At 33.9% G+C, this 25514-nt stretch carries 21 protein-coding genes; 14 read left to right on the top strand and 7 right to left on the bottom strand.

Annotated elements, in window-relative coordinates; genetic code table 11:
• Nucleotides 1-682: 682 nt before the first annotated feature.
• Entirely contained in the window at nt 683-4135 is a 3453-nt protein-coding gene (locus BLV35_RS03260) for a methylmalonyl-CoA mutase family protein (RefSeq protein ID WP_091084630.1), read from the bottom strand.
• 286 nt (nt 4136-4421) lie between these two features.
• Here BLV35_RS03260 and BLV35_RS03255 point away from each other — a divergent pair, with 286 nt between their 5' ends.
• The 5 genes from BLV35_RS03255 to BLV35_RS03235 all read left to right on the top strand — a co-directional run bounded on the left by BLV35_RS03255 (nt 4422) and on the right by BLV35_RS03235 (nt 8453).
• Entirely contained in the window at nt 4422-4631 is a 210-nt protein-coding gene (locus tag BLV35_RS03255; RefSeq protein ID WP_091084627.1) for a hypothetical protein, read from the top strand.
• On the top strand, nt 4597-5646 hold the full coding sequence (locus BLV35_RS03250) for a hypothetical protein (RefSeq protein WP_091084624.1): 1050 nt from the start codon (nt 4597-4599) through the stop codon (nt 5644-5646). The genes BLV35_RS03255 and BLV35_RS03250 overlap by 35 nt, the downstream gene beginning before the upstream one ends.
• A 272-nt stretch (nt 5647-5918) precedes the next feature.
• Nucleotides 5919-6629, top strand: a complete 711-nt coding sequence (locus BLV35_RS03245) for a DUF4197 domain-containing protein (protein ID WP_091084873.1) — start codon at nt 5919-5921, stop codon at nt 6627-6629.
• Nucleotides 6630-6834: 205 nt separating this feature from the next.
• Nucleotides 6835-7689, top strand: a complete 855-nt coding sequence (gene purU, locus BLV35_RS03240) for a formyltetrahydrofolate deformylase (protein WP_091084622.1) — start codon at nt 6835-6837, stop codon at nt 7687-7689.
• Between the two features lie 41 nt (nt 7690-7730).
• Nucleotides 7731-8453, top strand: a complete 723-nt coding sequence (locus tag BLV35_RS03235; RefSeq protein ID WP_091084619.1) for a DUF4197 domain-containing protein — start codon at nt 7731-7733, stop codon at nt 8451-8453.
• A gap of 175 nt (nt 8454-8628) precedes the next feature.
• Here BLV35_RS03235 and BLV35_RS03230 read toward each other — a convergent pair whose 3' ends face one another.
• Nucleotides 8629-9414 carry an alpha/beta fold hydrolase gene (locus tag BLV35_RS03230; RefSeq protein ID WP_091084615.1) on the bottom strand — a complete coding sequence of 262 codons (786 nt, stop codon included), beginning with the start codon at nt 9412-9414 and terminating at the stop codon, nt 8629-8631.
• A 104-nt stretch (nt 9415-9518) separates the two neighbouring features.
• On the opposite strand from BLV35_RS03230, the gene BLV35_RS19230 reads away from it, so the two are divergent.
• Nucleotides 9519-9671: a hypothetical protein gene (locus BLV35_RS19230; RefSeq protein ID WP_176980556.1), complete on the top strand. Its 153-nt coding sequence runs from the start codon at nt 9519-9521 to the stop codon at nt 9669-9671.
• A 93-nt stretch (nt 9672-9764) separates the two neighbouring features.
• On the opposite strand, the gene BLV35_RS03225 is transcribed toward BLV35_RS19230, so the two are convergent.
• On the bottom strand, nt 9765-11165 hold the full coding sequence (locus tag BLV35_RS03225; RefSeq protein ID WP_091084611.1) for a di-heme oxidoreductase family protein: 1401 nt from the start codon (nt 11163-11165) through the stop codon (nt 9765-9767).
• Nucleotides 11166-11230: 65 nt separating this feature from the next.
• The gene (locus tag BLV35_RS03220) at nt 11231-12400 is read right to left on the bottom strand and encodes an imelysin family protein (protein WP_091084607.1); all 1170 of its coding nucleotides are present in this window, start codon (nt 12398-12400) and stop codon (nt 11231-11233) included.
• A gap of 323 nt (nt 12401-12723) precedes the next feature.
• Here BLV35_RS03220 and BLV35_RS03215 point away from each other — a divergent pair, with 323 nt between their 5' ends.
• The 4 genes from BLV35_RS03215 to BLV35_RS03200 are packed head-to-tail and all read left to right on the top strand — an operon-like array spanning nt 12724 to nt 18893.
• Complete coding sequence (locus BLV35_RS03215; RefSeq protein ID WP_091084603.1) at nt 12724-13929, top strand: DUF4856 domain-containing protein; 1206 nt, start codon at nt 12724-12726, stop codon at nt 13927-13929.
• A 59-nt stretch (nt 13930-13988) separates the two neighbouring features.
• The gene (locus BLV35_RS03210; protein ID WP_091084600.1) at nt 13989-15107 is read left to right on the top strand and encodes an imelysin family protein; all 1119 of its coding nucleotides are present in this window, start codon (nt 13989-13991) and stop codon (nt 15105-15107) included.
• A 2-nt stretch (nt 15108-15109) separates the two neighbouring features.
• On the top strand, nt 15110-16477 hold the full coding sequence (locus BLV35_RS03205; RefSeq protein ID WP_091084599.1) for an HTTM domain-containing protein: 1368 nt from the start codon (nt 15110-15112) through the stop codon (nt 16475-16477).
• On the top strand, nt 16416-18893 hold the full coding sequence (locus BLV35_RS03200) for a TonB-dependent receptor domain-containing protein (RefSeq protein ID WP_394331039.1): 2478 nt from the start codon (nt 16416-16418) through the stop codon (nt 18891-18893). Before BLV35_RS03205 ends, BLV35_RS03200 begins: the two co-directional genes overlap by 62 nt.
• 118 nt (nt 18894-19011) lie before the next feature.
• On the opposite strand, the gene BLV35_RS03195 is transcribed toward BLV35_RS03200, so the two are convergent.
• From BLV35_RS03195 to prfA, 3 genes are all read right to left on the bottom strand, one after another.
• Entirely contained in the window at nt 19012-19812 is an 801-nt protein-coding gene (locus BLV35_RS03195) for an ABC transporter substrate-binding protein (protein ID WP_091084592.1), read from the bottom strand.
• A 773-nt stretch (nt 19813-20585) separates the two neighbouring features.
• The gene (gene pyrF, locus BLV35_RS03190) at nt 20586-21407 is read right to left on the bottom strand and encodes an orotidine-5'-phosphate decarboxylase (RefSeq protein ID WP_091084589.1); all 822 of its coding nucleotides are present in this window, start codon (nt 21405-21407) and stop codon (nt 20586-20588) included.
• Between the two features lie 196 nt (nt 21408-21603).
• Nucleotides 21604-22680: a peptide chain release factor 1 gene (prfA, locus tag BLV35_RS03185; protein ID WP_091084586.1), complete on the bottom strand. Its 1077-nt coding sequence runs from the start codon at nt 22678-22680 to the stop codon at nt 21604-21606.
• A gap of 240 nt (nt 22681-22920) precedes the next feature.
• Between prfA and BLV35_RS03180 the strand changes: the two genes are divergently transcribed.
• The 4 genes from BLV35_RS03180 to BLV35_RS03165 all read left to right on the top strand — a co-directional run bounded on the left by BLV35_RS03180 (nt 22921) and on the right by BLV35_RS03165 (nt 25442).
• Complete coding sequence (locus tag BLV35_RS03180) at nt 22921-23415, top strand: DUF6265 family protein (RefSeq protein WP_091084582.1); 495 nt, start codon at nt 22921-22923, stop codon at nt 23413-23415.
• Between the two features lie 195 nt (nt 23416-23610).
• Nucleotides 23611-24267 (top strand): hypothetical protein, encoded by a 657-nt coding sequence (locus BLV35_RS03175; protein ID WP_143031829.1) that lies wholly within the window; start codon nt 23611-23613, stop codon nt 24265-24267.
• Between the two features lie 133 nt (nt 24268-24400).
• Nucleotides 24401-24853 (top strand): DUF1569 domain-containing protein, encoded by a 453-nt coding sequence (locus tag BLV35_RS03170; protein ID WP_091084576.1) that lies wholly within the window; start codon nt 24401-24403, stop codon nt 24851-24853.
• Between the two features lie 154 nt (nt 24854-25007).
• Nucleotides 25008-25442, top strand: coding sequence for a hypothetical protein (locus tag BLV35_RS03165; protein ID WP_091084573.1), 435 nt, complete (start codon nt 25008-25010; stop codon nt 25440-25442).
• Nucleotides 25443-25514 lie beyond the last annotated feature (72 nt).

Here is a 25514-nt window from a genome sequence, read left to right as displayed (position 1 = left end):
AATCCTTATTAAAAAATGTCGTTATTAAAAAATGAATTGCTTTTTATTGTTAAATAAAGTTACCCATTAATCAAAAAAAAAAGAATAAAAACATCTCCAAATAGACAAAATCCTATTATCGCCGATAAAAAACAGGGTCATTAAAGAAACCCATTACAAAAACACAATATTAACAACTTTAGCCTTGTTAAAGTATTGATAATTAGTTTATTAGCTTTTGTATTACAAATTAATTGTTAACCTAAGAATAGTATTACGGTTAAACTACTAATAGTTGGTAAATAGCTCAAGACATTACTATTTCATTGTTTTAGAACGCTTTTTTAAATTTATACCATGTTACTACAGTAGGTTTTCTAAAGTTCCATAAACCGCTATTACTTTTAAAATATTGAACCTCTACTACTCTAATAGTAGCGCATACTAGAAATGAAAAAACCTTCCATAAATGGAAGGTTTTTCGGTAAAAGATCCCGATAAAAATCGAGATAAGCGATTCACATGCTTTTTTGCAGAGCAATTAACACTCTGCTTTAAGAGATCCCGATAGACATCGGGATAAGCGATTCACACGCTTTTTTGCAGAGCAAAATAAACAAAATCGCCGCTCGATGAGATCCCGATAAAAATCAGGATAAGCGATTCACACGCTTTTTTGCTCTGCAAAAAAGCGGTTCTCTGCTTACATATTTCTTCTGTATTGACCACCTACTTCAAATAACGCAGCAGTGATTTGTCCCAAAGAACAAACCTTAGTCGCTTCCATTAAATGATCGAATAAGTTTTCGTTACTAATCGCCGCTTCTTGAATTGTATTCAAAATCTCATCTACTTGGTCGTGATTTGCTTTATGCAAATTATCTAACATTGTGATTTGGTATTTTTTCTCTTCTTCAGTAGCACGAATAACCTCAGCAGGAATAACTGTTGGCGATCCTTTCGAACTCAAGAACGTATTCACTCCTATGATTGGGAATTCTCCAGTGTGTTTCAACGTTTCATAATACAAACTTTCTTCCTGAATTTTAGAACGTTGGTACATAGTTTCCATAGCTCCTAGAACGCCACCACGTTCAGTGATTCTGTCAAATTCTAACAATACGGCAGCTTCAACCAAATCAGTTAATTCTTCGATGATAAAAGCACCTTGAATTGGATTCTCATTTTTAGCCAGACCTAATTCTTTATTGATAATCAACTGAATCGCCATCGCACGACGCACAGATTCCTCCGTTGGCGTTGTGATTGCTTCATCGTACGCATTCGTATGCAATGAATTACAGTTGTCATAAATCGCGTACAAGGCCTGTAAAGTCGTACGGATATCATTGAAATCAATTTCTTGTGCGTGCAAAGAACGACCTGATGTTTGAATATGGTATTTCAACATTTGAGCGCGTTCATTAGCGCCATATTTATTTTTCATGGCTTTCGCCCAAATTTTACGTGCTACACGACCAATAACTGCATATTCAGGATCTACTCCATTCGAAAAGAAGAACGATAAGTTAGGTCCGAAATCATTGATGCTCATTCCGCGACTTAAATAGTACTCTACATACGTAAATCCATTTGAAAGTGTGAAAGCCAATTGTGTAATTGGATTGGCACCTGCTTCAGCAATGTGATAACCTGATATAGAAACCGAATAAAAGTTCCTTACGTTTTTAGTGATGAAATATTCCTGCACATCACCCATTAAGCGCAATGCAAATTCAGTAGAAAAAATACAGGTGTTTTGTGCCTGGTCTTCTTTTAAAATATCTGCTTGAACGGTTCCACGAACTTGTGACAAGGTTCTCGCTTTTATTTCATTATAAACATCCATAGGTAAAACCTGATCTCCAGTCACACCCAAAAGCATCAATCCTAAACCGCTATTTCCAGCCGGTAAATCACCTTGGTAATGTGGTCTTTCAACCCCTTTTCCTTTATATATAGCATTGATTTTTACGGCAACTTCTTTTTCTAAACCGTTTTCTTTAATGTAATACTCACATTGCTGATCGATGGCTGCATTCATGAAAAAACCTAACAACATAGGCGCTGGCCCGTTGATAGTCATACTCACTGATGTCATGGCATGAACCAAATCAAAACCAGAATACAATTTTTTAGCATCATCTAAACAACAGATAGAAACTCCCGCATTCCCGATTTTTCCGTAAATATCAGGACGGATGTGAGGATCATTTCCATATAAAGTCACACTATCAAAAGCGGTTGACAATCGTTTTGCCGGCAAACCCGCACTTACGTAATGGAAACGTTTGTTTGTTCTTTCCGGCCCACCTTCACCTGCAAACATACGAGAAGGATCTTCTCCTTCACGTTTAAAAGGATATAAACCAGCGGTAAAAGGAAATTCTCCAGGAACATTCTCCTGTAAACACCAACGTAGAATATCTCCCCAAGCATGGTACTTTGGTAAAGCAATTTTCGGGATTTGAGAATGAGAAAGGGACTCTGTATGTGTCGCCATTTTTATTTCTCTATCACGTACTTTAAAAGTATAAACAGGATTTTTATATTTATTTACTTTTTCATTCCAAGTCAATATGATTTCCCAGTTGTACGGATCTAAATCCATTTTCACTTTATCGAATTGATTCAGTAACAGATTCAGGAAAATTTTATTTTCAGCAACTCCTACTTTTTCAGATTCAATTGCAGTTGGTAATACAGAGGCATCATCAATTCCAGCTTTTGTAATAACAGGTAATTTTCCTGAAACTGTTTCCAATGTTTTAAAAATACCGTATAGTTTTTGAGCCACTTGTTCTTGAGTCACCGCCGTTTCATCATAATGACGGTTGCTTTCCGCAATCTCAGATAGGTAACGAGTTCTATGTGGTGGAATAACGTAAATCTTCTCGCTCATTTCACGAGTGATTTCGAATGTTGATTTCAAATCGGAATTTGTTTTTTCAACAACCTTATCCATAATCGCTTTGTACAACGTATTCATTCCTGGATCATTGAACTGTGAAGCAATAGTTCCGAAAACGGGCATTTCATCAGGATTCACATCCCATAGATTATGGTTGCGTTGGTATTGTTTTTTAACATCGCGAATAGCATCTAAAGCTCCACGTTTGTCAAACTTGTTTAATGCTACTAAATCAGCAAAATCAAGCATGTCGATTTTCTCTAATTGAGTTGCAGCACCAAACTCCGGTGTCATTACATATAATGATACATCTGAATGATCCATAATCTCTGTATCCGACTGACCGATACCAGAAGTTTCTAAAATGATAATGTCATACTTAGCTGCTTTGATCACTTGGATTGCATCGGCTACATATTTAGACAAGGCCAAATTAGATTGACGCGTTGCTAAAGAACGCATATATACTCTAGGACTATTGATTGCATTCATTCGGATTCTGTCTCCTAGAAGCGCTCCTCCTGTTTTTCGTTTTGATGGATCTACAGAAATCAAACCAATTGTTTTCTCTGGAAAATCGATTAGAAAACGACGAACCAACTCATCCACTAAAGAGGATTTCCCTGAACCTCCTGTTCCAGTAATTCCAAGAACTGGTGTAGTGCAAGTTTCGTTCATTTTATGAATAGCAGCCAAAGCTGGTTTCGCAATTTCCGGAAAATTCTCTGCCGCAGAAATAATTCTTGCGATCGCTGTTGGATTTTTTGACGCTAATTGTTCCACTTCATTGGTCAGCTTATCTCCTGTTGGAAAATCGGAACGCTCAACCAAATCATTTATCATTCCTTGTAATCCCATAGAACGACCATCATCTGGTGCGTAAATACGGGTAATTCCATAGGCTTGTAATTCTTCAATTTCAGAAGGCAAGATCACTCCGCCTCCGCCTCCAAATATCTTAATGTGTCCTGCTCCTTTTTCGACAAGCAAATCATACATGTATTTAAAATACTCATTATGACCTCCTTGATAAGATGTCAATGCGATCGCATTTGCATCTTCTTGAATCGCAGTATTCACTACTTCTTCGACACTGCGGTCATGACCAAGGTGAATTACCTCAACACCGGTAGATTGAATAATTCTTCGCATTATATTAATAGCTGCGTCATGACCATCAAAAAGAGAGGCTGCAGTAACAATTCTTACTTTATTCTTAGGGATATAGGGTGTTTGTGGATTCATTTTGAGAATATGATAATTTTAAGAGTGCAATTTACACATTTTTTTAATAATTGTTTCCTCTTCGTTATTTTAAGTTAACAAAATAATTAAATACAACTTTGATAGTTATAACAGCTTAATTATAAATTTTAAATACCAATTACTAGCTTAAAAGAGTATTAATATAAAGTTTAATGATAAAAATTATTTTTTCACGATAATCAAATAAATATTATTTTTTTTTTACTAAAAAAAGTAGTAAAAATTTGACAATAATTGATTAGAATTATACTTTTGAAAAAAAAATATGAAAAAAATAATCTTATTCTTATTATTAACTGCGATTAGTAGTGCTTCCTATGCTCAAAAAGCAGATACAGAAAAGAAAAAAATTAAAATTAACATTCCGAAATCCGAATTATTCAAAAACATTCTGACTTACAACATTATCATTCAAGGTGATGACACTTGGAACGCTGATTTTGCTAACAAGAAATACAATCGAAGATTATTCTAAAAAAGACACCATTAATCCAGATGTTAGAGTTTTAATGGGATACAAAGGTGCTACTTATAAAAAAGCGAGTAATGGTCAATATTTATTAGATGGAGATTTCAAATATTTAGTTTTAGGAAAAAACAACGAGATACTATATGAGAAAGGATCTAATGCTATGTTATATTCTCCTACTTATAATGGAAAACCGTACACAAGTTTAACAAATGATTTAAATAATATCGGGTATAAATATTTAACTGATAATAACATCATCATTAGCGAAAAAGAGATTTCTTTTAATTATGGTTTTTTTGACAAAGCAGAAGAATTCGCTGAACTTGTCGCATTTAACACTAAAACAGATGAGTTTTTAAAAAAGACCGAAACTAATTCAACAGATCGAACATACTTAAATGAAATGGAAAAATTTTATTTAACTTATGTAGCTAAAGAATATAAAAAAATAAAAACAAAAGATTATAACAAGGTTATCTACCTTAATCTATCACTTACTCAACTACTTCTAAACGACTTCGACAAGTCTTTAGACTATTTAGAAACAGCTAAACAAGGTGCCGGAATGTTCAGTATGTGGCCAACAGAGGCAAAAGCTACTATCGATAGCTTTATTACTGTTAATTCAAAAAACTCTGGTGTAAAAGTTGATAACCTAACTTATGATTCAGCTTATTATATTTACATCAACGGTAGTGTAATACAAAATGGAAAAACACAAACTGGAAAATTAAAAGTAGATCGCTTTACAAATGCTTCAGAAGGAAGTATCTTGAGTTCTAACGATCCTACAAAACCAAAAGTATGGATTTATAAAGATAATGGTGAAGTTGATTTTATTTTTGTTGACGATAAAACGACTATAACAACAAACAACGGGGTTGAATTAATTTACATTTCTTACCAAAGCAACTTCATATTAGTTGAAAAAACAGCAGATTCATGTTATAAAAAATTCGAATCTAATTCTAATTTAATTTACTGCAATCAAGGCGGGAAATTTGAATTAAAAAAATAGTGCTTCACTTTAATTTCAATAAGAAAGGGATTTAACTTCTGTTAAATCCCTTTCTTCATTTAAGTCGATTAAATATTGCTGTAGATAAACCAATTGTTCTTTTGATATAAGTTACCTAAAAATTAACATTCATAATTGAAACAAACATCTTCTTAAAAAAACCTAAAGTTTCTGCTCCAAAAAACAAATAGTGGCTTTATATTTGAAGAAGTAGTATTTTTGGCTGGAGCCAAATGGTAACGCAGCTGAAGTAAACTAATAAAACGATGAATATGAAAAAATTTTTGCTTTTAACAATGGTATTTTCTCTTTTTGGTTGCGCTGAGATGCAACAAGTAATGAATCAGTTTCCACAGACGGACGGAACAGGTTTCCTTGATATTTCAGGAGGACTAAAAGAAGCCCTGAATAACGGTATTTCTAAACAAGTAACTAAGTTGACTGCGACTGATGGTTTTTACAAAAATGAAGCGGTGAAGATTCTTCTACCGGAAGAATTGAGAAAAGTCGATGCTGGATTAAGAAGCATTGGTCTTAGCTCTCTAGCTGATGAAGGTCTTAAAGTGTTGAATCGTGCGGCAGAAGACGCAGTGAAGGAAGCAACTCCCATATTTGTAGATGCAGTAACAAGTATGTCATTTGCAGATGCCAGAGGTATCTTGATGGGTAACGAAAGTGCAGCAACAAGCTATTTACAAAACAGTACTTCTACTGCTTTATACGGGAAATTTAATCCAGTAATAAAAAACTCTTTTACTAAAGTAGGCGCTGACAAAGTGTGGACGAACATCATCACTAAATACAATAGCATTCCACTGGTAAATAAGGTAAATCCGGATTTGACTGACTATGTAACCAATCAAGCAATGAATGGGGTTTTTAAAATGGTGGCTGTTGAAGAAAAAAATATCAGAACTAGTCTTAGCTCAAGAACCTCCGTTTTATTACAAAGAGTTTTTGCTATGCAGGACAAGAAGATGTAATTCTTTTTGCTTGTAACTATGCTAGTTCAAATTCACACAAAAAATCATAAGTAAACATAGATTTAAAACATCCTTTATCTGTTTATTTTAGGTAAAATGGTTTAGTTTTGATTTTCCTTTCCTCCATTGAGTGAAAATAGAAAATCAAAACTAAACTTTTTTTGTTACCCTAAAAAAGGATTAAAAATTATAAGAACCAACAATAATGCAAAAAATCACCCTGCTTATACATTGCAAAGACCAAAAAGGAATTATTGCAACCGTGACTAATTTTATATTAAAAGTAGAAGGAAACATCACTTATTTAGATCAGCATGTCGATATGGAGCAAAATGTGTTTTTTATGCGACTGGAAAGTGAACTTACTAATCCAGCAAGTAGCGTAGAAGCCATAAGAGCCGATTTTCAGCAAACCATTGCCACTGATTTCAATATGTCCTGGGATCTCTACAACAAGGAGGTAAAACCTAAAATGGCATTGTTTGTTTCTAAATACAATCATTGCTTGTATGATATTTTAGGGCGTTACAGCGCTGGAGAACTAAATGTCGAAATTCCTTTGATTATATCCAATCATATGGATTTAAAACCCATCGCTGATCAATTCAACATTCCGTTTTATCATGTTCCTTTTACGAAAGACAACAAGGTAGAAGGAGAAAAGCAACAGATTGAATTACTCCAAAAGCATAAGATTAATTTTATTGTCCTAGCGCGTTACATGCAAATCATCACGCCTGATTTGATTTCGCTTTACGAAAATAAAATCATCAATATTCACCATTCCTTTTTACCTGCTTTTCCAGGAGCTAAACCGTATCATTCGGCTTTTAAAAGAGGAGTAAAAATCATTGGTGCGACCAGTCATTATGTTACTGAGGAATTAGATGAAGGCCCAATTATTGAGCAAGACATTACTAGGGTTTCTCATATCAATTCTGTAGATGATTTTATCATGAAAGGAAAAGATTTAGAGCGCACTGTTTTGGCAAGAGCCATAAAACTACATGCCGAAAGAAAAGTGATGGTATATTCTAATAAAACCGTTGTTTTTTCCTAAAACTATTTTAGAACAAAATCCTATTGAATAAATTTAAAAAAATGAAAAAGCTACTATTACTATTGTTGTTTGTTCCTTTAATTAGTTCCGCACAATTCAAAGATTTACTAAAAAAAGCTACTGATAAAGCGACCGCTATTAGCAGTTCAAATTCGGGTTTAGATATTGCAGCTGGACTAAAAGAAGCCTTAAATAAAGGAGTTACAGAGCAAGTTTCTAAATTAACCCAGGCTGACGGATTTTATAAAAATGAAGCTGTCAAGATTTTAATGCCCGAAGAATTAGTTAAAGTAGACCAAACTTTGCGCAAAATGGGAATGAGCAGCTTAGCTGACGACGGTATCAAAGCACTAAATCGTGCTGCCGAAGATGCTGTAAAAGAAGCAACGCCAATTTTTGTTTCAGCCATAAAAAACATGAGTATTACTGACGCCAAAAGTATTTTATTAGGTGCCGACAATTCGGCTACTAATTATTTACAAACTAGTACAACAACCGCATTATACGCCAAATTTAGTCCCGTGGTACAAACCTCTATTGGTAAAGTTGGTGCTGATGTAATTTGGGGAAATATTATTACAAAATACAATACACTGCCATTCGTTTCTAAGGTAAATCCAGATATTACAGATTACGTTACAAACAAAGCGCTTGATGGTGTTTTTAAAATGATTACCGTAGAAGAAAAAAATATTAGAGGCAATTTAAACGCAAGAACTTCTGATGTTCTTAAGAAAGTCTTTGCCTTACAAGATAAAAAGTAAAATTCTCATAAAAGAAAGTGTAAAAACTTAACTTTTGTACAACAAACTAATAACAAAAACTTAACAACAATTAGCTCACAATTGAACCATCTTTGCAGAGTAATAAACTGGTTATTTATTATTTGGTTTTGGTTAGTTAAAGAACTGCCGGTATTCATAGAGTACCGGCATTTTTTTATTTAGTTCCACTCATAAAAGAAAGAACCGCGTCGTTAAAAACATTGGGCTGTTCTACGTTTACCACATGACCACAGTTAGCAACAACAAATAATTTTGAGGACTTATAATGACTCTCTACTACTTTTCTCACTGACGGTAAAAACATATAGTCTTCTTCACCCATAACATAGAGCGTAGGAATATTTAATTCGACCTGACGAAACCATTTAAGAATAGGGTTAATTTCGGCGGTAAGTTTGAACCATTTCAAAAATTCTTTATGGTATAATTTCTTTGCTTCATTTATAAAAAGAATACGCGATTGCTTGTGGTTTTTTTTAGGCATAATCACAAAGGCAAAAAATCGATATAAAACTAAATAAGGCAAAACATACTTGAAGGTGTTACCCAAACGCATTAATATCTGTGAGCGAAAATTCATTTTTAAGATTGCACCGCCAAGTATCATACTTTGTACTCTCTGCGGATGCATTTCAGCTAATTGCCTGATTAGAATTGTACCCAAAGAAATTCCAACAAAATGTGACTTTTCAATTTTTAGAAAATCTAAAACCTCCAAAATATCATTGGCAAGAGCCGAAAAAGTATATTTTTGTTTGAACGCGGTTTTTAGCGATGATTTAGAATTTCCATGACCGCGCAAATCCAATAACAGCACATTATACTGTTTTTGAAAATCCCTGATTTGTTTGAACCAAATCGATGAACTTCCCCCTGCACCATGAACAAAAGTTACCCATTGGGTACTGACCGGATTTTTGTAAATGGTATAATTAAGCACTTTTTTTTGGTAAAAATAGCACTTTAATTTTAAATCCCAATCTTAACATTTTTTAATGCCTAATTTGTGATAGTATACCGTAAATTTGCCGAAAAAATACCACCATGATTGGATTACTGCAAGAGAAAAGTGAAATTGAAAAACTCCAAAGAGAATACAAAATACTTTCTGAATTAAATTTTAATATCGATACTGATCTTATTTCAAAAGTTACAATTCCTGAAGAAGAATTGATTCTGGAAGAATGTGAATATTAAATATTTAGAAGTTTAAAATTATTCAACCTTATTTCGAAACAAAAAAGGGATTCTGAAAATCATCAGAGTCCCTTTTTTTTGTTTATAACATTATTATAGTGAATTTATAAATTCCACTAGCTTATTTCTATCTGTTACAGCTAGTTTTTTAAAGCTATTCTTTGCATTCTGAGCTTCTCCACCATGCCATAAAATAGCTTCAGTAACGTTTCTTGCTCTACCATCATGCATTAAATTAGTGTGTTTATTTACGGTGCTGATTAAACCAATTCCCCATAAAGGCTGCGTTCTCCATTCACTACCCGAAGCCTCAAAATCGGGTGCGTTATCCGCTAAACCAGTTCCCATGTCATGCAGCAACAAATCTGTATACGGTCTAATGGTTTGATTGCGCAACGCTGTAATCGCATGTGTATTTCCGGTTTGTACTTTAGCAATATGACAACTCGTACAATTAATTGTTTCGAATATTTTCTTTCCTTCCAATACATTTTGCTCTGTGTAATTTCTTCTGGCAGGAACAGCAAGCGTACTCGAATACAAGGCTACCTTGTTTAGATTAGAATCTGTGATTTCTGGACTACCTCCGTTAGGAATTACATCACAATCTACACCTGGGGGACAGTTTTCTGTTGGAAACAAACTAGATGTGATTCCGATATCACCAGAAAAAGCAGCAGCTACTTGTTGACGAACATTGGGTTGATTTGCTTTCCAGCCAAAGCGCCCTATTGTCTTTGAATTAGAAGCGATATCATATACATAATTTAATTTTCCTGAAATTCCGTCCTTATTATTGTCGTTAGGATCTGCCCATTTAAGTAATGTGCTTTCATCAATTGCTTCTAATAAGCCTAAACCGATCATTTGATTGGCTACTCTAGGAGATACTTTTATACCTGAAGCAAATTCACCGTAACCCAAACTATTAATTTGATAATTGGGTTTTCTAAGTATTACTACAGTTCCATCTTCAAAAGTCTCTGTTATATCCTGATAAACAATATTGAATTTTCCTTTTACAGTTTGTCCTAAAACGGCATTATCCTGTAATTGTCCCCCATAAATAGGATCCGAAAACGAACTACCATTACTGTTGACACCAGCTACACTTAAACGCAACAATAAACCATGTGCCGTTTCTCCATCAACTAATGGTGCTCTACCTCTACCGTCTTTAAAATGACAACTAGAACATGATGTAGCATTAAAAAAAGGTCCTAAACCATCTCTGGCGGTTGTAGAGGCCGGAGCTGTTACCCAACTTTGACGAAAAAAGGAATTCCCGATTCCGAAATCACTTTGTTCATCAAAAGTCAAATTAGGCGCCGAAAAACCAAAAGCCTCCTCGGTAGCATTAAAAAAGGTAGTTTCACCACCTGAGTATTGTTCTCCTTCTTCGGCAGTAAGCGTAATGTATTTATCATCACTATTACTACAGCTATAGAATTGAAAACCAATCAACAAAAACAAAATCTTTACACTATTCTTCATTATTTTAAAACAGAAAAAAGTGTCCTTAAAAAAAGGACACTTTAGATTATACAAATATTCTTAAATTACCCATTAACGATAATTCCTATTTTAACAGCTCCAGCCAATAAATTAGCGCCTAAGTTTTTAAGTGCTACAACAGCAACATTAACCTTAGCACCTTCAACAGAGTCGATTCCACCAGAAATGGCTAAATCAAAAGGGGTTTGAATAGCAGCTACTTTGGTTAAAGAAGCATTAACAGCAACATTAGTATCATTGTAAACAGCTACATTAGCTTGCATTACTAAATCTTCTAACGAAGGACCGTCAATAATGCCATATTTTCCTTGGTAAACATTAATAACACCTTGTAAATTCAAAGCAATATCTCTGTGTGTATTATCACTAAAACAAGAATGTTCATCTTCTTGATCTGCATTTCCTAAAGCAACATACATACGCTCAACAGGTAATTCAGCTGAAACAAGAGTTGTTATTCCTAAATATATATTCTTGATTGCTTGATCATCAGATAATGCTAAAAACGTTTTTCTATATGTTCCATCTACTTTCCATTGGTTTACCATATAGTCCAAATGATCCGTCAAAAGGTCAGCACAAACTTTTAAATAAGCCGCTCTACGTAATGGATTAGCAGCAGTTCCACCCACAACATAATCAGTAAAAGGGCGTAATCCCGCTTTTTTCTCAGAAGGCGCAGTCAAATCCTGTCCCCAAAGTAGAAATTCAATAGCATGGTAACCCACACTAATATTCTTTTCTCCACCATTTTCATTTTGAGCTTCTAAGAAAGCCTTGTCAATAATGGGGAATAAAACTGGATTGTTAATAATACCTGAAGTACTCGCTCCTTCTACATAATCGATATAATTTTCATCTAACGGCCAAGCGTTCATTAAGCTCTCTGGTCCGTTTTCATCATCAATGGGACCATTAGCAAAACGAAAAGCTTCTGTAGTACCGTAACTCTCTCTTGATTGTTTCCATTTTGATTTAGCTGTATCAAAATTAGCTTGAGTTGGAGCATTCGTAAAAGTATTTATCGCTGTTTCTAAAACAACAGCATCATCATAAGCTTGTTTATAATTGGCGTAAGCAATATTCGCATAGTTTTCGACAACTTCTTTTTTAGTGACATTAGAATCAGTTGAAGCATTATCATCGTTATTACATGAGAATATTAAACCTCCGATTAATAAAAATAATGATGTTCTCAAAAGCACTTTATTCATAGTATTGTTATTTAGATTAATTAAATTTAAGCGAAAGTATATGCTTTTATTTAAACGACAAAATCTTATTTAGATTAATTTTAAATAAAAATTAAGAAACATTTACAACAATCTTATTTACTGTTATTTAGGATAAATATCCAAATCCTATCTTTTTTGTTCGAAGATGTAGCTTCAAAAAACATCCCTACACCTCTTGTAACTTGTTGATCTGAACGAATAAATATTATTTAGAAAAATTCTAAACAAAGTTTTGGAATTCTAAAATTGAGTTATATATTTGCATAAAATTTATTCTTATTCAATCTAAATAAACAACTGTTATGACACTAAATAAAGTTCTACTCTCAACGTTACTAATGACAGCGTTAACAATTACCTCATGTTCAAATGATGATAATTCAGAACAAACTCCTAATTATACCGTTCCAGCAACTTACACATTTGAAAGAAGCAGTTCAACAACAGTAGACTTTTCTGGACAAAGCAGTCGTTTACTTATGCTTGAAGAAATGGGAAATAACATCAAAACTGCTGCTACAAATGGAACAGTGGCAAGTCAGTCTGTTTTGACCAATATGTATTCTAATACAAACAACGCCTTTGAAACTACTGCTCTAAATACATCGGGAAAACAATTAAAAGATAAGACTGCAGCTTCAAAAGACTACTTTCAATTATTTCTAGGTGGCGGAACAACTACTGAAAAAATAAGTGTTCAAGCTTTCTTTGAAACCCAACTAACGTTGGCAAATACAGCAAGTCTGGGTACAGCAGCCTCAGCAGGAGTAGCAGGTTCTTATCTTGATGGCACCAGCAAAAGATTGTTTGCATCCAATGGATTAGAGCCACAACAAGTCTTACTAAAAGGGATGATGGGAGCTTCTTTCATGGATCAAATTGTCAATAATTATTTAAGCAAAAATAAATTAGACGAAGGGACCAATAAAATAAACAACACCAATAAAGTTTTAGAAGACAGTAAAACGTACACTACAATGGAACATACTTGGGATGAGGCTTACGGTTACATCTATGGTGTAGATGGTACAAAATTTTGGAGTAGTTACATAGACCAAGTAAATGCTGATACTGATTTCAATACTGTAAAAGCAGATATCAACCTAGCTTTTCGCACAGGTAGAGCGGCAATTGTAGCCAATGATTATACTACTCGTGATGCACAAATTGATATCATCAAAGCCAAACTGGCTATAGTACCAGCGGTTAGAGCCGTTTTCTATCTTCAAGAAGGAAAAGGAAAATTAACAACCGATAAAGGTGCCAAAGCTTTTCACGCCCTTTCAGAAGCATACGGTTTTATCATTTCATTGCGATACACTAACAAACCAGGTACTGACAAACCTTATTTTACAAAAGCAGAAGTTGATGCGATGTTAGCTACTATGATAAGCGGTACAAATGGATTTTGGGATATTGACACCCTTGGAACAAAGTTAGACAGCATATCAGTACAAATTGCTACTAAATTTGGCTTCACAGTTGCACAGGCTGCAACGGTAAATTAATTTAGAATTAATACAAATAAGTACAATTGGTTTTGTATTTTTGCAAAAAATATTTTAAAATGAAGAAACTATTTATATTCTTTGGTGCTTTACTAACTATTGCAGCTTGTTCTTCAAGTGACGATAGTAACGCTGGCACAGACGGCAACAACTATAATAGAACAGTGCTTTTGACTAACTGGGCAGACAATATCATTATCCCTAGTTATGTTAATTACCAAGCTAAAATCGAAATATTAGCAACGAATATTACTGCTTTTAACAGTGTTTCAACCACGACAAATCTTCAAGCTGTGAGAACCTCTTGGCTAGAAGCTTATAAAGCATATCAATATGTTGCTATTTACAGTTTTGGAAAATCAGAGGAAATCAACTTAAAAGAGAGCGCTAATACTTACCCTACTAATGCCGCAGGCATTGAGGCTAATGTTAGTGCAGGTGGATACAACTTGGCATTGTTGTCTCAATTTGACAAACAAGGTTTCCCTGCTTTGGATTATTTGATTAATGGATCAAATACTACTGATGCGTTAATTGTAGCTCGTTATACCACTAACGTAAATGCAGCAAACTATAAAAAATACTTAACCGATGTCGTTACGCGCTTAAAGTCAAGTGCAGATACTGTATTAGCAGACTGGAATTCAAGTTATAGAAACAGTTACATTGCCAATAGCGGAACTTCTGTAAGCAGTTCAGTAAACATTACTACAAATAACTTCGTAAAGAATTTAGAGAAAAATGTACGTTCTGGAAAACTTGGAATTCCAGCAGGGGTTTTCTCTGGCGGGGTAAAATACCCAGAGAAAGTAGAAGGTTTTTATAAAAACGATGTTTCAAAAGAGTTATTAAACACGGCCATTCAAGCTTCACAAGATTTCTTTAACGGAAAACACTTTAATAAAACCACCTCAGGAGAAGGTTTAGCATCTTATTTGGATTACCTTAAAACTGTTCGTAACGGCCAAAATCTGAGCACGATTATCAACAATCAATTTACCGCTATTTTTGCAGTAAATGCTACTCTAAACAACAGCTTCTCAAGTCAGATAAATACAGATAATGCAAAAATGATCCTAGCTTACGATGCGTTACAACAAAATGTAATCTATACTAAACTAGACATGATGCAAGCTTTAAACATTACTATTGACTATGTTGATGGAGACGGTGATTAATTATGAGTACCCAAATTAAAAAATATCTGAATACGTATTCAAATGCCTCGACGCTAGCTTTTTTTAGGCTAGCGTTTGGTTTGATGATGCTATTGAGTTTAATTCGCTTTGCGAGTTACGGATGGATTAAGAAATTCTATATTGATCCGCAATTTCATTTTACGTATTACGGGTTTCAGTGGGTAAAACCTTTTGGGAACTACACCTATTTACTTTTTATCATTGCTGGACTCGCTGCTTTATTTGTCGCAATAGGATATAAATACAAGTGGGCTATCGCTGCCTTTTTCTTGAGCTTTACCTACATCGAACTACTAGACAAGACAACTTACCTTAATCATTATTATTTCATCACTATTATTAGTCTTGTGCTGTTATTTTTACCAGCAAACTGTTATTTTTCAGTGGATGCTTTAAAGAATGAAAAAATCCGATTTGAGAAGGTTCCACGTTGGAATATTGACATTTTAAAATTATTATTGGCTATTGTTTACTTCTACGCTGGATTAGCAAAACTAAACTCCGACTGGCTATTGGAAGCTATGCCACTTAAAATATGGTTGCCTAATAACTCTAATCTCCCATTAATAGGTTCATTACTAAATGAAAACTGGGTGCATTATGTGTTTAGCTGGACTGGAGCTATCTATGACCTCGGAATTGTGGTCTTATTACTTTACAAAAGAACCCGAATATTCGGTTTTATTTTAGTTGTTGTATTTCATATTCTAACTAAAATATTATTCCCAATTGGCGTTTTCCCTTATGTAATGATCATCAGTTCTTTGATTTTCTTTGATGCTAATTTCCATAAAAAAGCATTGTCCTTTTTAGGGAAACTGATTTCCATTCCTATTTTAATATTCGAAAATGGAAAAGAAAAAATACCCGCTCTTAACTCTCTATATAAAACAAAATTAGTTTTTATAAGCTGCTTTATTGCGTTTCAGTTACTATTCCCGTTTCGTTATTTATGTTATCCCAATGAGTTGTTTTGGACTGAAGAAGGTTTCCGATTCTCGTGGCGCGTTATGTTAATGGAAAAAGCAGGATATGCCACATTTAAAGTAAAAGATGCAGTTTCTAAAAAGGAAATCACCATCAACAACAGTCACTTTTTGACCACATTTCAAGAAAAACAAATGGCTTTCCAGCCCGATTTCATTTTGGAATATGCTCATTATTTACACGATTATTATCAAAAACAAGGCCTTAATAATCCGGAAGTTTATGTAGAAAGCTATGTAGCACTAAACGGAAGATTAAGCCAAAAATATATAGACCCAAAAATAAATCTAGCTAACGAAAATGAAAATTTCAAACACAAAACTTGGATACTGCCTTTCAATGACACGATTAAGGGATTTTAGTATTCTCATCCTTTTATTGTTTTCTGTAGGTAGTTTTGCCCAAAATAAAATTGCGGGTGTAGTTACTGATGGAAACGGAAAAAAATTAATAGCTGTAGAAATATACAATAAAACGTCCAATACGAAAGTATTTACAGACGCTTTAGGCGCTTTTGAAATTGATTTAAAAAAATCAGGAAGCTTTGATTTTGTTTTCTTCAAAGAGGGCTATTCTATTGTAGAACAAAACAGTATTACAACTGGAAGCACCCTGACGATTGCGTTGACTAAAATCAACAACCTTTCTGAAGTAATCATCAAGAAACAAAACGAAAAAATATTTGCACTTCACAAGCTGAAAGATATTGAGGGTACTGCGATTTATGCCGGTAAAAAGACTGAGGTCGTATCTATAAATAAATTGACCGCTAATAAAGCAACCAACAATGCCCGTCAAATATTTGCTCAAGTAGTGGGCCTAACAATTAACGAAAGCTCCGATGGTGGACTACAACTAAGTATAGGTGGTCGTGGATTAGACCCAAACAGAACCTCAAATTTCAACACCCGCCAAAACGGTTATGATATTAGCGCAGATGTTCTAGGATACCCTGAAAGTTACTACGCGACACCCACAGAAGCTTTAGAAGAAATACAAGTCGTTAGAGGCGCTGCCTCTTTGCAATACGGAACCCAGTTTGGAGGTTTGGTGAACTTCAAGATAAAATCACCGGTTAAAAAACCTTTTGAATTTACATCTAGAAATACGGTAGGATCTTATGGTTTGTTTACTAATTTCACTTCCGTTAGCGGAACCAACAAGAAATTTAGCTACTACAGTTTTTACAATCACAAACAAGGAAATGGTTTTAGACCCAACTCCGAGTTTGAAAGCAAGAATTATTACGCTAATCTTAACTATCAATTGAATGACAAAACTTCTTTGCATTTTGATTATACCTATTTTAATTACTTAGCTCAACAAGCTGGTGGTTTAACTGATTTCATGTTCAACCAAGATCCCAAACAAAGCAACAGAACCAGAAACTGGTTTGCTGTAGATTGGAATCTATTCGCTTTAAAATTAGAGCATAAGTTCAATAACGATGCTGACTTTTCCTTACAGTTATTTGGTTTAGATGCCAGTAGAAAAACGGTAGGATATCTCTCAAACCGTGTTTCAAGTTCTGATGCTGAAGGAACCGTTCGGGATTTAATCGTAGGTGATTTTGTGAACTGGGGAGCCGAAGCACGTTACTTAAAACGCTACAGCATTAACGACAATAGAAGTGCCTTTTTAATTGGAGCTAAATACTATCAATCAAAAAATACCGGATTACAAGGACCGGGTAGCTCAGGTAGTGATGCCAATTTTAATTTAGCCAATAACGAATTCCCGTTCTATGCAAACCAGTCAGATTATACCTTCCCGAATTTAAACCTTGCTATTTTTGGAGAAAATATTTTCAAAATATCGTCAAACTTCTCTATTACACCAGGCTTTAGATTTGAAAAAATACGTACGCAAGCCGAAGGATATTACCGAAAAATAAACCTAGACTTAGCTGGAAATGTTATCCTTGACGAAAATCAACAAGAGAACAATGTCAAAGACAGGAATTTTGTATTATTAGGTGTTGGGTTGAGTTACAAGCCTCAAAACCAAATTGAATTTTACGGAAACGTATCTCAAAATTACCGCTCAGTGACTTTTAACGACATCCGTACCGTGAGTCCAAGTAATGTGATTGATCCCAACATAAGCGATGAAAAAGGATTTACTTCAGACATTGGTGTACGTGGACAACTAGGCAACAAAGTAACTTTTGACGCCAGTATTTACGGCTTGTATTACAACGACAAAATTGGTGAATATGAAACCCGTAATCCAAATGGATCTGCGGCTGTAGTACGTTACCGTTCTAATATAGGTACTGCCGTTACTTATGGTTTTGAAACCATGTTTGACTGGAGTTTAAACAAAACTTTCTTTGAACGAAAAGAAAACTTTATCTGGAATGTGTTTTCTAACATCGCCTTAACCGATTCACAATACTTAAAATCGGATGCGCCCAATATAGAAGGAAACAAAGTCGAATTTGTCCCTCTTTTTAACATCAAAACGGGAACAGGTATTGGATATAAAAATTTCATGTCTAGCCTGCAATTCACCTATGTTTCTTCGCAATATACAGAAGCGAACAATAGCAAAACAGACATCAATGATAACACTTACGGGATATTTGGAGAAATCCCTTCTTATTATGTTGCCGACTTTTCTGCATCTTACAAATGGAAAAAATGGAAACTAGAAGCTGGAGTAACTAATTTCACAAACAACAGTTATTTTACAAGAAGAGCTACAGGATATCCTGGGCCGGGAATCATTCCGTCAGATGCTAGAACTTTTTATACTACTCTGGAGTTTGTATTTTAAAACATCGAAGAAGTATTAAAATTTAAAACCATTTATAAATTAAGGATCAGATCTTAATTTATAAATGGTTTTTTAATAATGTTAAAAAGGAGAATTGTCACTTCAGGAAAAGAAAAAACTATTTTTCTAAATTTTTACGCAGCATTTTGAAATAATCAAATGCTTTTAAAAGTCGGCTGCCGTACCAAGAGAACATTTCGCCATCTACTAGAATTGTTTGCGCTTTGTTCGTGTATTGTCCTATTTCGTATCCATCCTCTTTCTTAAACGGAAAAGGTTCAGACGAAAGAAAAACAATTTCTGGATCGCCTTCTGTCTTCATTTTTTCAAGTTCAATTTCAGGGTAACGTCCTTTATCATCATATATGTTTTTGAAGTGATTCAACTTCAACAATTCATTGATGAAATTGTCTGAACCCGCAGCCATATAAGGGTTTTTCCAAATAAAATAAGCTACTTTTTTTACTGTTTTATCTTTGATGAAATTTTTAAAATCGCTTAAAGCAAAAGCCAATTTATCATTCCACTTTTGTGCTTCAGTTCTACAGTTAAAAAGCTGGCCAAAATCAGTGATCATCTGAAAATTATCTTCTACGGTAATGATATTCGTCACCCACACCGGACAAATTTCACTTAGTCTTTCAACAATTTCCTGGGTATTTTCTTCCTTATTGCAAATGATAAGATCCGGATTTAATAAACGGATTTTTTCATAATGCACTTTTTTAGTACCGCCGACACTCTTCTTGGTTGATTTAAAATGATACGGATGCACACAGAATTTAGTAATTCCGATGATTTTTGCTTCCTGACCCAAATCATAAAGTAATTCCGTTTGAGAAGGAACTAACGAAATTATACGCTGAGGCGAAGTTTCAAAAGTATGTGTTGTTCCGAGCTGGTCTGTTAGGGTTTTCATATTGTTTTATTTAAACACAAAGGTTTTCTTATCCGCAATCCCGATAGCTATCGGGACGCAAAGCTTACAAAGTTATTAAACCATTTAGGTATTAAGAAAAATTAAGGCTTTATAAATTTAACAGCAAAGATCTACGCAATGTCCCATAATATTTTTTTTAAACACATAGAAACATAGATTTTTAATCTTAAAAAGGTATTCCACTTTTTTAAAGATAACATAGCTATGTGAATTCAAGTATTGAACTCAAACATTCTCTTTTATTCTATGATTCTATGTGTTTCAATTTTTTTAACCGTAAACGACATAACCACAAAACACTTAATGAACCTTAATATCTTAATGGTTCAAAAAACATTTCAATTTTAAATTGAGTACAAGCTTAAAAATTTAAACCATTTAGGTATTAAGAAAAATTAAGGCTTTATAAATTTAACAGCAAAGATCTACGCAATGTCCCAAAAGATTTTTTTTAAACACATAGAAACATAGATTTTTAATCTTAAAAAGGTATTCCACTTTTTTAAAGATAACATAGCTATGTGAATTCAAGTATTGAACTCAAACATTCTCTTTTATTCTATGATTCTATGTGTTTCAATTTTTTTAACCGTAAAGGACATAACCACAAAACACTTAATGAACCTTAATATCTTAATGGTTCAAAAAACATTTCAATTTTAAATTGAGTACAAGCCTAAAAATTTAAACCATTTAGGCATTAAGAAAAATTAAGAATCCTTTTTTTTTGGACACTCCAAAAAAATTTAAACCTAAAACTTTAGACTAATTATTCCTTCCATTTCCTGTTGCATTTTCAAAGCTTCTGCTCTTGCTTTTTCGGCAAAGTCAGTTCCGTTTGAAGCATAGATAATTCCTCTAGAAGAATTAATCAGTAATCCTACATTAGCATTCATTCCGTATTTGCATACTTCAGAAAGACTTCCTCCCTGTGCTCCTACTCCGGGAACAAGTAAGAAACTGTCTGGAACAATCTTACGGATTTCAGTGAAATATTCGGCTTTAGTAGCACCAACTACATACATTAAATTTTCGCAGTTTTTCCATGTTTTAGACGTTTCCAGCACTTGCTTGTACAATTCCTTTCCGTCCACAGTAAGCGTTTGAAAGTCAAAAGCGCCTTCATTAGAGGTTAAGGCAAGCATAATGGTATGTTTGTTTTCAAAAGCAAGGAATGGCTCTACTGAATCTTTTCCCATATAGGGTGCAACAGTAACGCTATCGAAGTTTAAATCCTCAAAAAAAGCTTTGGCATACATCGAGGACGTATTACCTATATCGCCACGTTTAGCATCGGCAATCGTGAAGATATCTGGATAGGTTTCGTTGATATAATTGATTGTTTTTTGTAAAGACATCCATCCTTTAATTCCATACGCTTCATAGAAAGCGGTGTTGGGTTTATAGGCGACACATAAATCATGAGTCGCATCAATTATCGCTTTGTTGAATTCAAAAATGGGGTCTTCGAGTTCTAAAAGGTGTTTCGGAATTTTATCTAAATCAACATCTAATCCTACGGCTAGAAATGATTTTTTTATTTTGATTTGCTCAATAAGTTGTTGTGTCGTCATAAAAAAGTTTAAAGTTTAAAAATTTAAAGTTTCAGGTTTTCCCATAAGACCTTAATTGCACTTTCTTGAATTATATTCTATTCTCTAGCCCCGATAGCAGTGGAAATCCTTTTCTTTTTTATTTAAAAAAGAAAAGATTGTAACGAATAGCGGGAAATTGCTCCAAAAAAAAGCCTCAATAAATGAGGCTATTATATTAAAAAACTTCGCTGGCTTCTTTTAATTTTTCCATGTTGTTAACTAACGCTAACTCGTCAACAATTTTCTGAATGTCACCATTCATGATATTTCCTAGATCATACAAAGTCAATCCTACTCTGTGATCCGTTACACGACCTTGTGCGTAATTGTAAGTACGAATCTTTGCAGAACGGTCACCAGAACTCACTTGAGAAGTACGTTTAGTAGCATCTTCAGCTTGTTTTTTAGCTAATTCCTGTTCGTATAAACGGGAACGTAAAACGCCAAATGCCTTGTCTTTATTTTTATGCTGTGATTTCTGATCCTGACATTGCGCTACTAATCCTGTTGGAATGTGCGTTAAACGAACGGCTGATTTTGTTGTATTTACTGATTGTCCACCTGGTCCTGAAGAACAGAAAAAATCTACACGTACATCATTCATATCGATTTGCACATCAAATTCCTCTGCTTCTGGCAACACCATAACAGTCGCTGCTGATGTATGCACACGTCCTTGAGTTTCTGTTTGTGGTACCCGTTGTACACGGTGTACACCTGCTTCAAACTTCAAAGTTCCATAAACATCTTCACCTGTAACTTCAAAAATCACCTCTTTAAATCCACCAGATGTACCTTCATTCATATCCACTACAGATGTTCTCCATCCGCGGTTTTCACAATATTTAGTGTACATACGGAACAAATCTCCTGCAAAAATACTCGCTTCATCCCCACCTGTACCGGCACGAATCTCCACCATCACGTTTTTAGCATCTTCAGGATCTTTTGGGATTAACATGAATTTGATTTCTTCCTCTAATTCCGGTAATCTTTCCTTTGCCTCATCGAGTTGCATCTTGGCCATTTCGGTCATATCTGCATCACTATTGTCGGCTATGATTTCATTTGCTTCTTCAATATTAGCCATCAAAAGCACGTATTCATCGCGCTTTTCAGCCAAAGCTTTCAAAGTCTTATATTCTTGATTCAATTGCACATAACGCTTCTGATCAGAAATAACATCCGGTTGAATGATTAAATCCGAAATCTCATCGAAACGTTGTTTTACTATTTGAAGTCTATCTAACATATTATTAGTCCTTATATTTGGAGTGCAAAATTACGAAAAATAGTTTATAGTTAACTCTAGTTTCCTGACAGTTTTTTTTGGAGCTATTTCCAGCTATCCGCTCTATCTTTTTATCCAAGAATTAGTGCACTTCCCAGAACCAATTTCAGGATAAAAAGGATGCCGCTTTTATCTGGGCTATTTACGATCTTTTTCATAATTTCGCACCGTCATTGTAGTACAACTCAATCTCAAAACACTATGTATAAAAAAATTACTTTTCTAGTTCTAATAACAATCTTCGTTTCTTGTAAAAAATCAGACGATACCGGAACTGACAACAACGAAAAAGATAAAATCAAAACGGCACGTTGGCTACTAGGACAATGGGAAACCAAGTCCGAGGACGGAACACTTACCGAAACCTGGAAAAAAGTAAACGACAGTACTTATAATGGGAGCTCTTTTTTTCTAAAAGGAAAAGACACCATTCATTATGAAACAATAGTCTTGCAACAAATAGGAGAGCAATTAAGTTACAATGCTAATGTAAGAGGTCAAAACGATGATAAACCAGTCGCCTTCCTTCTTGCGGAGACGAAAGAAAACCAACTTGTTTTTACTAACCCCGCACACGATTACCCACAAAAAATCAGTTACACCCAAGTTTCGAAAGACAGTCTAGTAGCTGAAATATCAGGTATTCAATCAGGGAAACCCAGTTCTGAAAAATATGTTATGCGAAGAACTAAATAGAAATATCTACAATACTTTATAAAAAACCTTGCCCACAGCAAGGTTTTTTTTTGGTTTAAACATTAAAAATGATTTCAGCTATTTAATTAATTATTTGTAAATAAAATAGTATATATTTGAATAAAGAGTTGACAAGCGCTATTGTTGAGCTTGTATATTCAATTTAAAGGCAAACTAATAAAAAACGAAATAAACATGAAATTACTTACATCTCAAAAAAATTCATTATTTGAAATAATCCAAAATTTTGAATTCTTTTCTCATAATCAGTTTGAAATAATTGAAGATGATGTGATGGGAAGTTATACAACTTACATAGAATATAAAGCCAACAAAGGATTTAATTTTCGTTTTCTTGATTCAGAGTATAATAATACGTTATATGTAAATTATTCACCTGGTTACGAACAAATGACTGATTGCACTTCTCAAATTGATTGGAATCAAACTTTAAATGTTTTTATCAATTGGCTAGATTATTTGCAAAGAGAAGTGACATCTCCAAACCTTTGGAAACAATTCAAAAATGAAATTTCTGAAATAAAATTACTTAATAACTTTAATAATCAAAAATTTTCATTTTCTGAATATAACGAAATTTCAGAAAAAATAGATGTTCTAAAAAATTGTCTATCTGAAATTCCTCTAATTTTGAATCAGCAAAACGCGATAATATTAAGACTTGACCACTTAAGTGAAACTGCTAAAGATTTAGGTAAATTTGACTGGGTTAATCTATTTGTGGGTACAATAATCAGTGTAGTAATTCAATTAAATGTTACACCTGAAAATACAACTGCTATTTGGGACTTAATAAAAAGAGTTTTTAACAACTACTTTTTACCAAAATAGTGAGCCACTAACAGACCTGCTATACGAAGTGTTCCATATTAAAAGCTTCGATTACTAGCATAGTCTCCCGACTTCTTACAGCATTATATATCCCCAGCTTCAAAACCAATCCAAAAAATTTAAAATAATTAAAATGAAATATATTTTTGATTTAGCTGAAACAACAAAAATTATAAATCGCATAAACCAACTATCTCCAACAACGAAAAATTTATGGGGAAAAATGAATGTATCTCAAATGCTTGCCCATTGCACCGTAACCTATGAAATGGTTTATACCGACAAATACCCCAAACCGAATTCCTTTAAAAGATTTTTATTAAAAACGTTTGTAAAAAAAGCCGTTGTAAGTGATAAGCCATATCCAAAAAATGGTAGAACAGCACCTCAATTTTTAATTACAAGTACAAGAGAATTTGAAGAGGAGAAAAAGAAATTAATTGAATATCTTAAAAAAACTCAGACCTTAGGAGAAAGCCATTTTGATAATAAAGAATCTCACTCTTTTGGAAAATTGACCGCGCAGGAATGGAACAACTTGTTTTACAAACATATTGATCATCATCTAACACAATTTGGAGTGTAGTAAATTATAGAAACAGCTTATTATTTCTTTGAGTTCATAAAGTAAAAAATGAAAGCTATGCTAATAGAAGAATCTAAAAAATTAAGCTCTTATCAAAAAAAAAAGACCATTTAATTTACCTAAAACCAATTTTAACCTTTAACAAAGAACTCTAATGGAAAATCAAAAAACAACAATCCCAAAGTGGTTTTGGGCAGTAGCAATATTCTCTTTACTCTGGAATTTAATGGGAGTTAGCTCCTTTTATCTACAAGTTTCAATGACTGGTGAAGCATTAAAAACATTATCCCTCGCCGAACAAGAACTGTACAACAGTTACCCGCTTTGGACGTTCATTGCCTTTGCATTTGCGGTATTCGGAGGAATTATTGGTTCAGTAGGATTGCTTATGAAGAAAAAATGGGCAAAGCCGGCCTTTATTATTTCGCTTCTTGCCATCATCCCTCAAATGATTCAAAATCTATTTTTTACAAATGCTCGAGAAGTTTATGGCCCAGGTACAGAAGTCATGCCGATACTGGTAATTATTTTTGGAGTTTTTCTAGTATGGTTCTCCACTTTTGGAATTAGAAAAGGTTGGCTGAAATAAATAACAAATTTAATTTCTAGATGGTTTTCAATCTACATATAAACAAAATTTTCATATTCTATTCTGATGCTA

It is taken from the genome of Flavobacterium gillisiae (genome assembly GCF_900107635.1).
GTDB classification, from domain to species: domain Bacteria; phylum Bacteroidota; class Bacteroidia; order Flavobacteriales; family Flavobacteriaceae; genus Flavobacterium; species Flavobacterium gillisiae.
The sequence above is the reverse complement of the archived record's forward strand: the minus strand, read 5'-3'. Positions and strand labels throughout refer to the sequence as shown.

What these genes read in the sequence shown, in the direction of transcription:
- BLV35_RS03260 (WP_091084630.1), bottom strand. Translation starts at nt 4,135, where the DNA reads ATGAATCCACAAACACCCTATATCCCTAAGAATAAAGTAAGAATTGTT.
- BLV35_RS03255 (WP_091084627.1), top strand. Translation starts at nt 4,422, where the DNA reads ATGAAAAAAATAATCTTATTCTTATTATTAACTGCGATTAGTAGTGCT.
- BLV35_RS03245 (WP_091084873.1), top strand. Translation starts at nt 5,919, where the DNA reads ATGAAAAAATTTTTGCTTTTAACAATGGTATTTTCTCTTTTTGGTTGC.
- purU (WP_091084622.1), top strand. Translation starts at nt 6,835, where the DNA reads ATGCAAAAAATCACCCTGCTTATACATTGCAAAGACCAAAAAGGAATT.
- BLV35_RS03235 (WP_091084619.1), top strand. Translation starts at nt 7,731, where the DNA reads ATGAAAAAGCTACTATTACTATTGTTGTTTGTTCCTTTAATTAGTTCC.
- BLV35_RS19230 (WP_176980556.1), top strand. Translation starts at nt 9,519, where the DNA reads ATGATTGGATTACTGCAAGAGAAAAGTGAAATTGAAAAACTCCAAAGA.
- BLV35_RS03225 (WP_091084611.1), bottom strand. Translation starts at nt 11,165, where the DNA reads ATGAAGAATAGTGTAAAGATTTTGTTTTTGTTGATTGGTTTTCAATTC.
- BLV35_RS03220 (WP_091084607.1), bottom strand. Translation starts at nt 12,400, where the DNA reads ATGAATAAAGTGCTTTTGAGAACATCATTATTTTTATTAATCGGAGGT.
- BLV35_RS03215 (WP_091084603.1), top strand. Translation starts at nt 12,724, where the DNA reads ATGACACTAAATAAAGTTCTACTCTCAACGTTACTAATGACAGCGTTA.
- BLV35_RS03210 (WP_091084600.1), top strand. Translation starts at nt 13,989, where the DNA reads ATGAAGAAACTATTTATATTCTTTGGTGCTTTACTAACTATTGCAGCT.
- BLV35_RS03205 (WP_091084599.1), top strand. Translation starts at nt 15,110, where the DNA reads ATGAGTACCCAAATTAAAAAATATCTGAATACGTATTCAAATGCCTCG.
- BLV35_RS03200 (WP_394331039.1), top strand. Translation starts at nt 16,416, where the DNA reads ATGAAAATTTCAAACACAAAACTTGGATACTGCCTTTCAATGACACGA.
- BLV35_RS03195 (WP_091084592.1), bottom strand. Translation starts at nt 19,812, where the DNA reads ATGAAAACCCTAACAGACCAGCTCGGAACAACACATACTTTTGAAACT.
- pyrF (WP_091084589.1), bottom strand. Translation starts at nt 21,407, where the DNA reads ATGACGACACAACAACTTATTGAGCAAATCAAAATAAAAAAATCATTT.
- prfA (WP_091084586.1), bottom strand. Translation starts at nt 22,680, where the DNA reads ATGTTAGATAGACTTCAAATAGTAAAACAACGTTTCGATGAGATTTCG.
- BLV35_RS03180 (WP_091084582.1), top strand. Translation starts at nt 22,921, where the DNA reads ATGTATAAAAAAATTACTTTTCTAGTTCTAATAACAATCTTCGTTTCT.
- BLV35_RS03175 (WP_143031829.1), top strand. Translation starts at nt 23,611, where the DNA reads ATGAAATTACTTACATCTCAAAAAAATTCATTATTTGAAATAATCCAA.
- BLV35_RS03170 (WP_091084576.1), top strand. Translation starts at nt 24,401, where the DNA reads ATGAAATATATTTTTGATTTAGCTGAAACAACAAAAATTATAAATCGC.
- BLV35_RS03165 (WP_091084573.1), top strand. Translation starts at nt 25,008, where the DNA reads ATGGAAAATCAAAAAACAACAATCCCAAAGTGGTTTTGGGCAGTAGCA.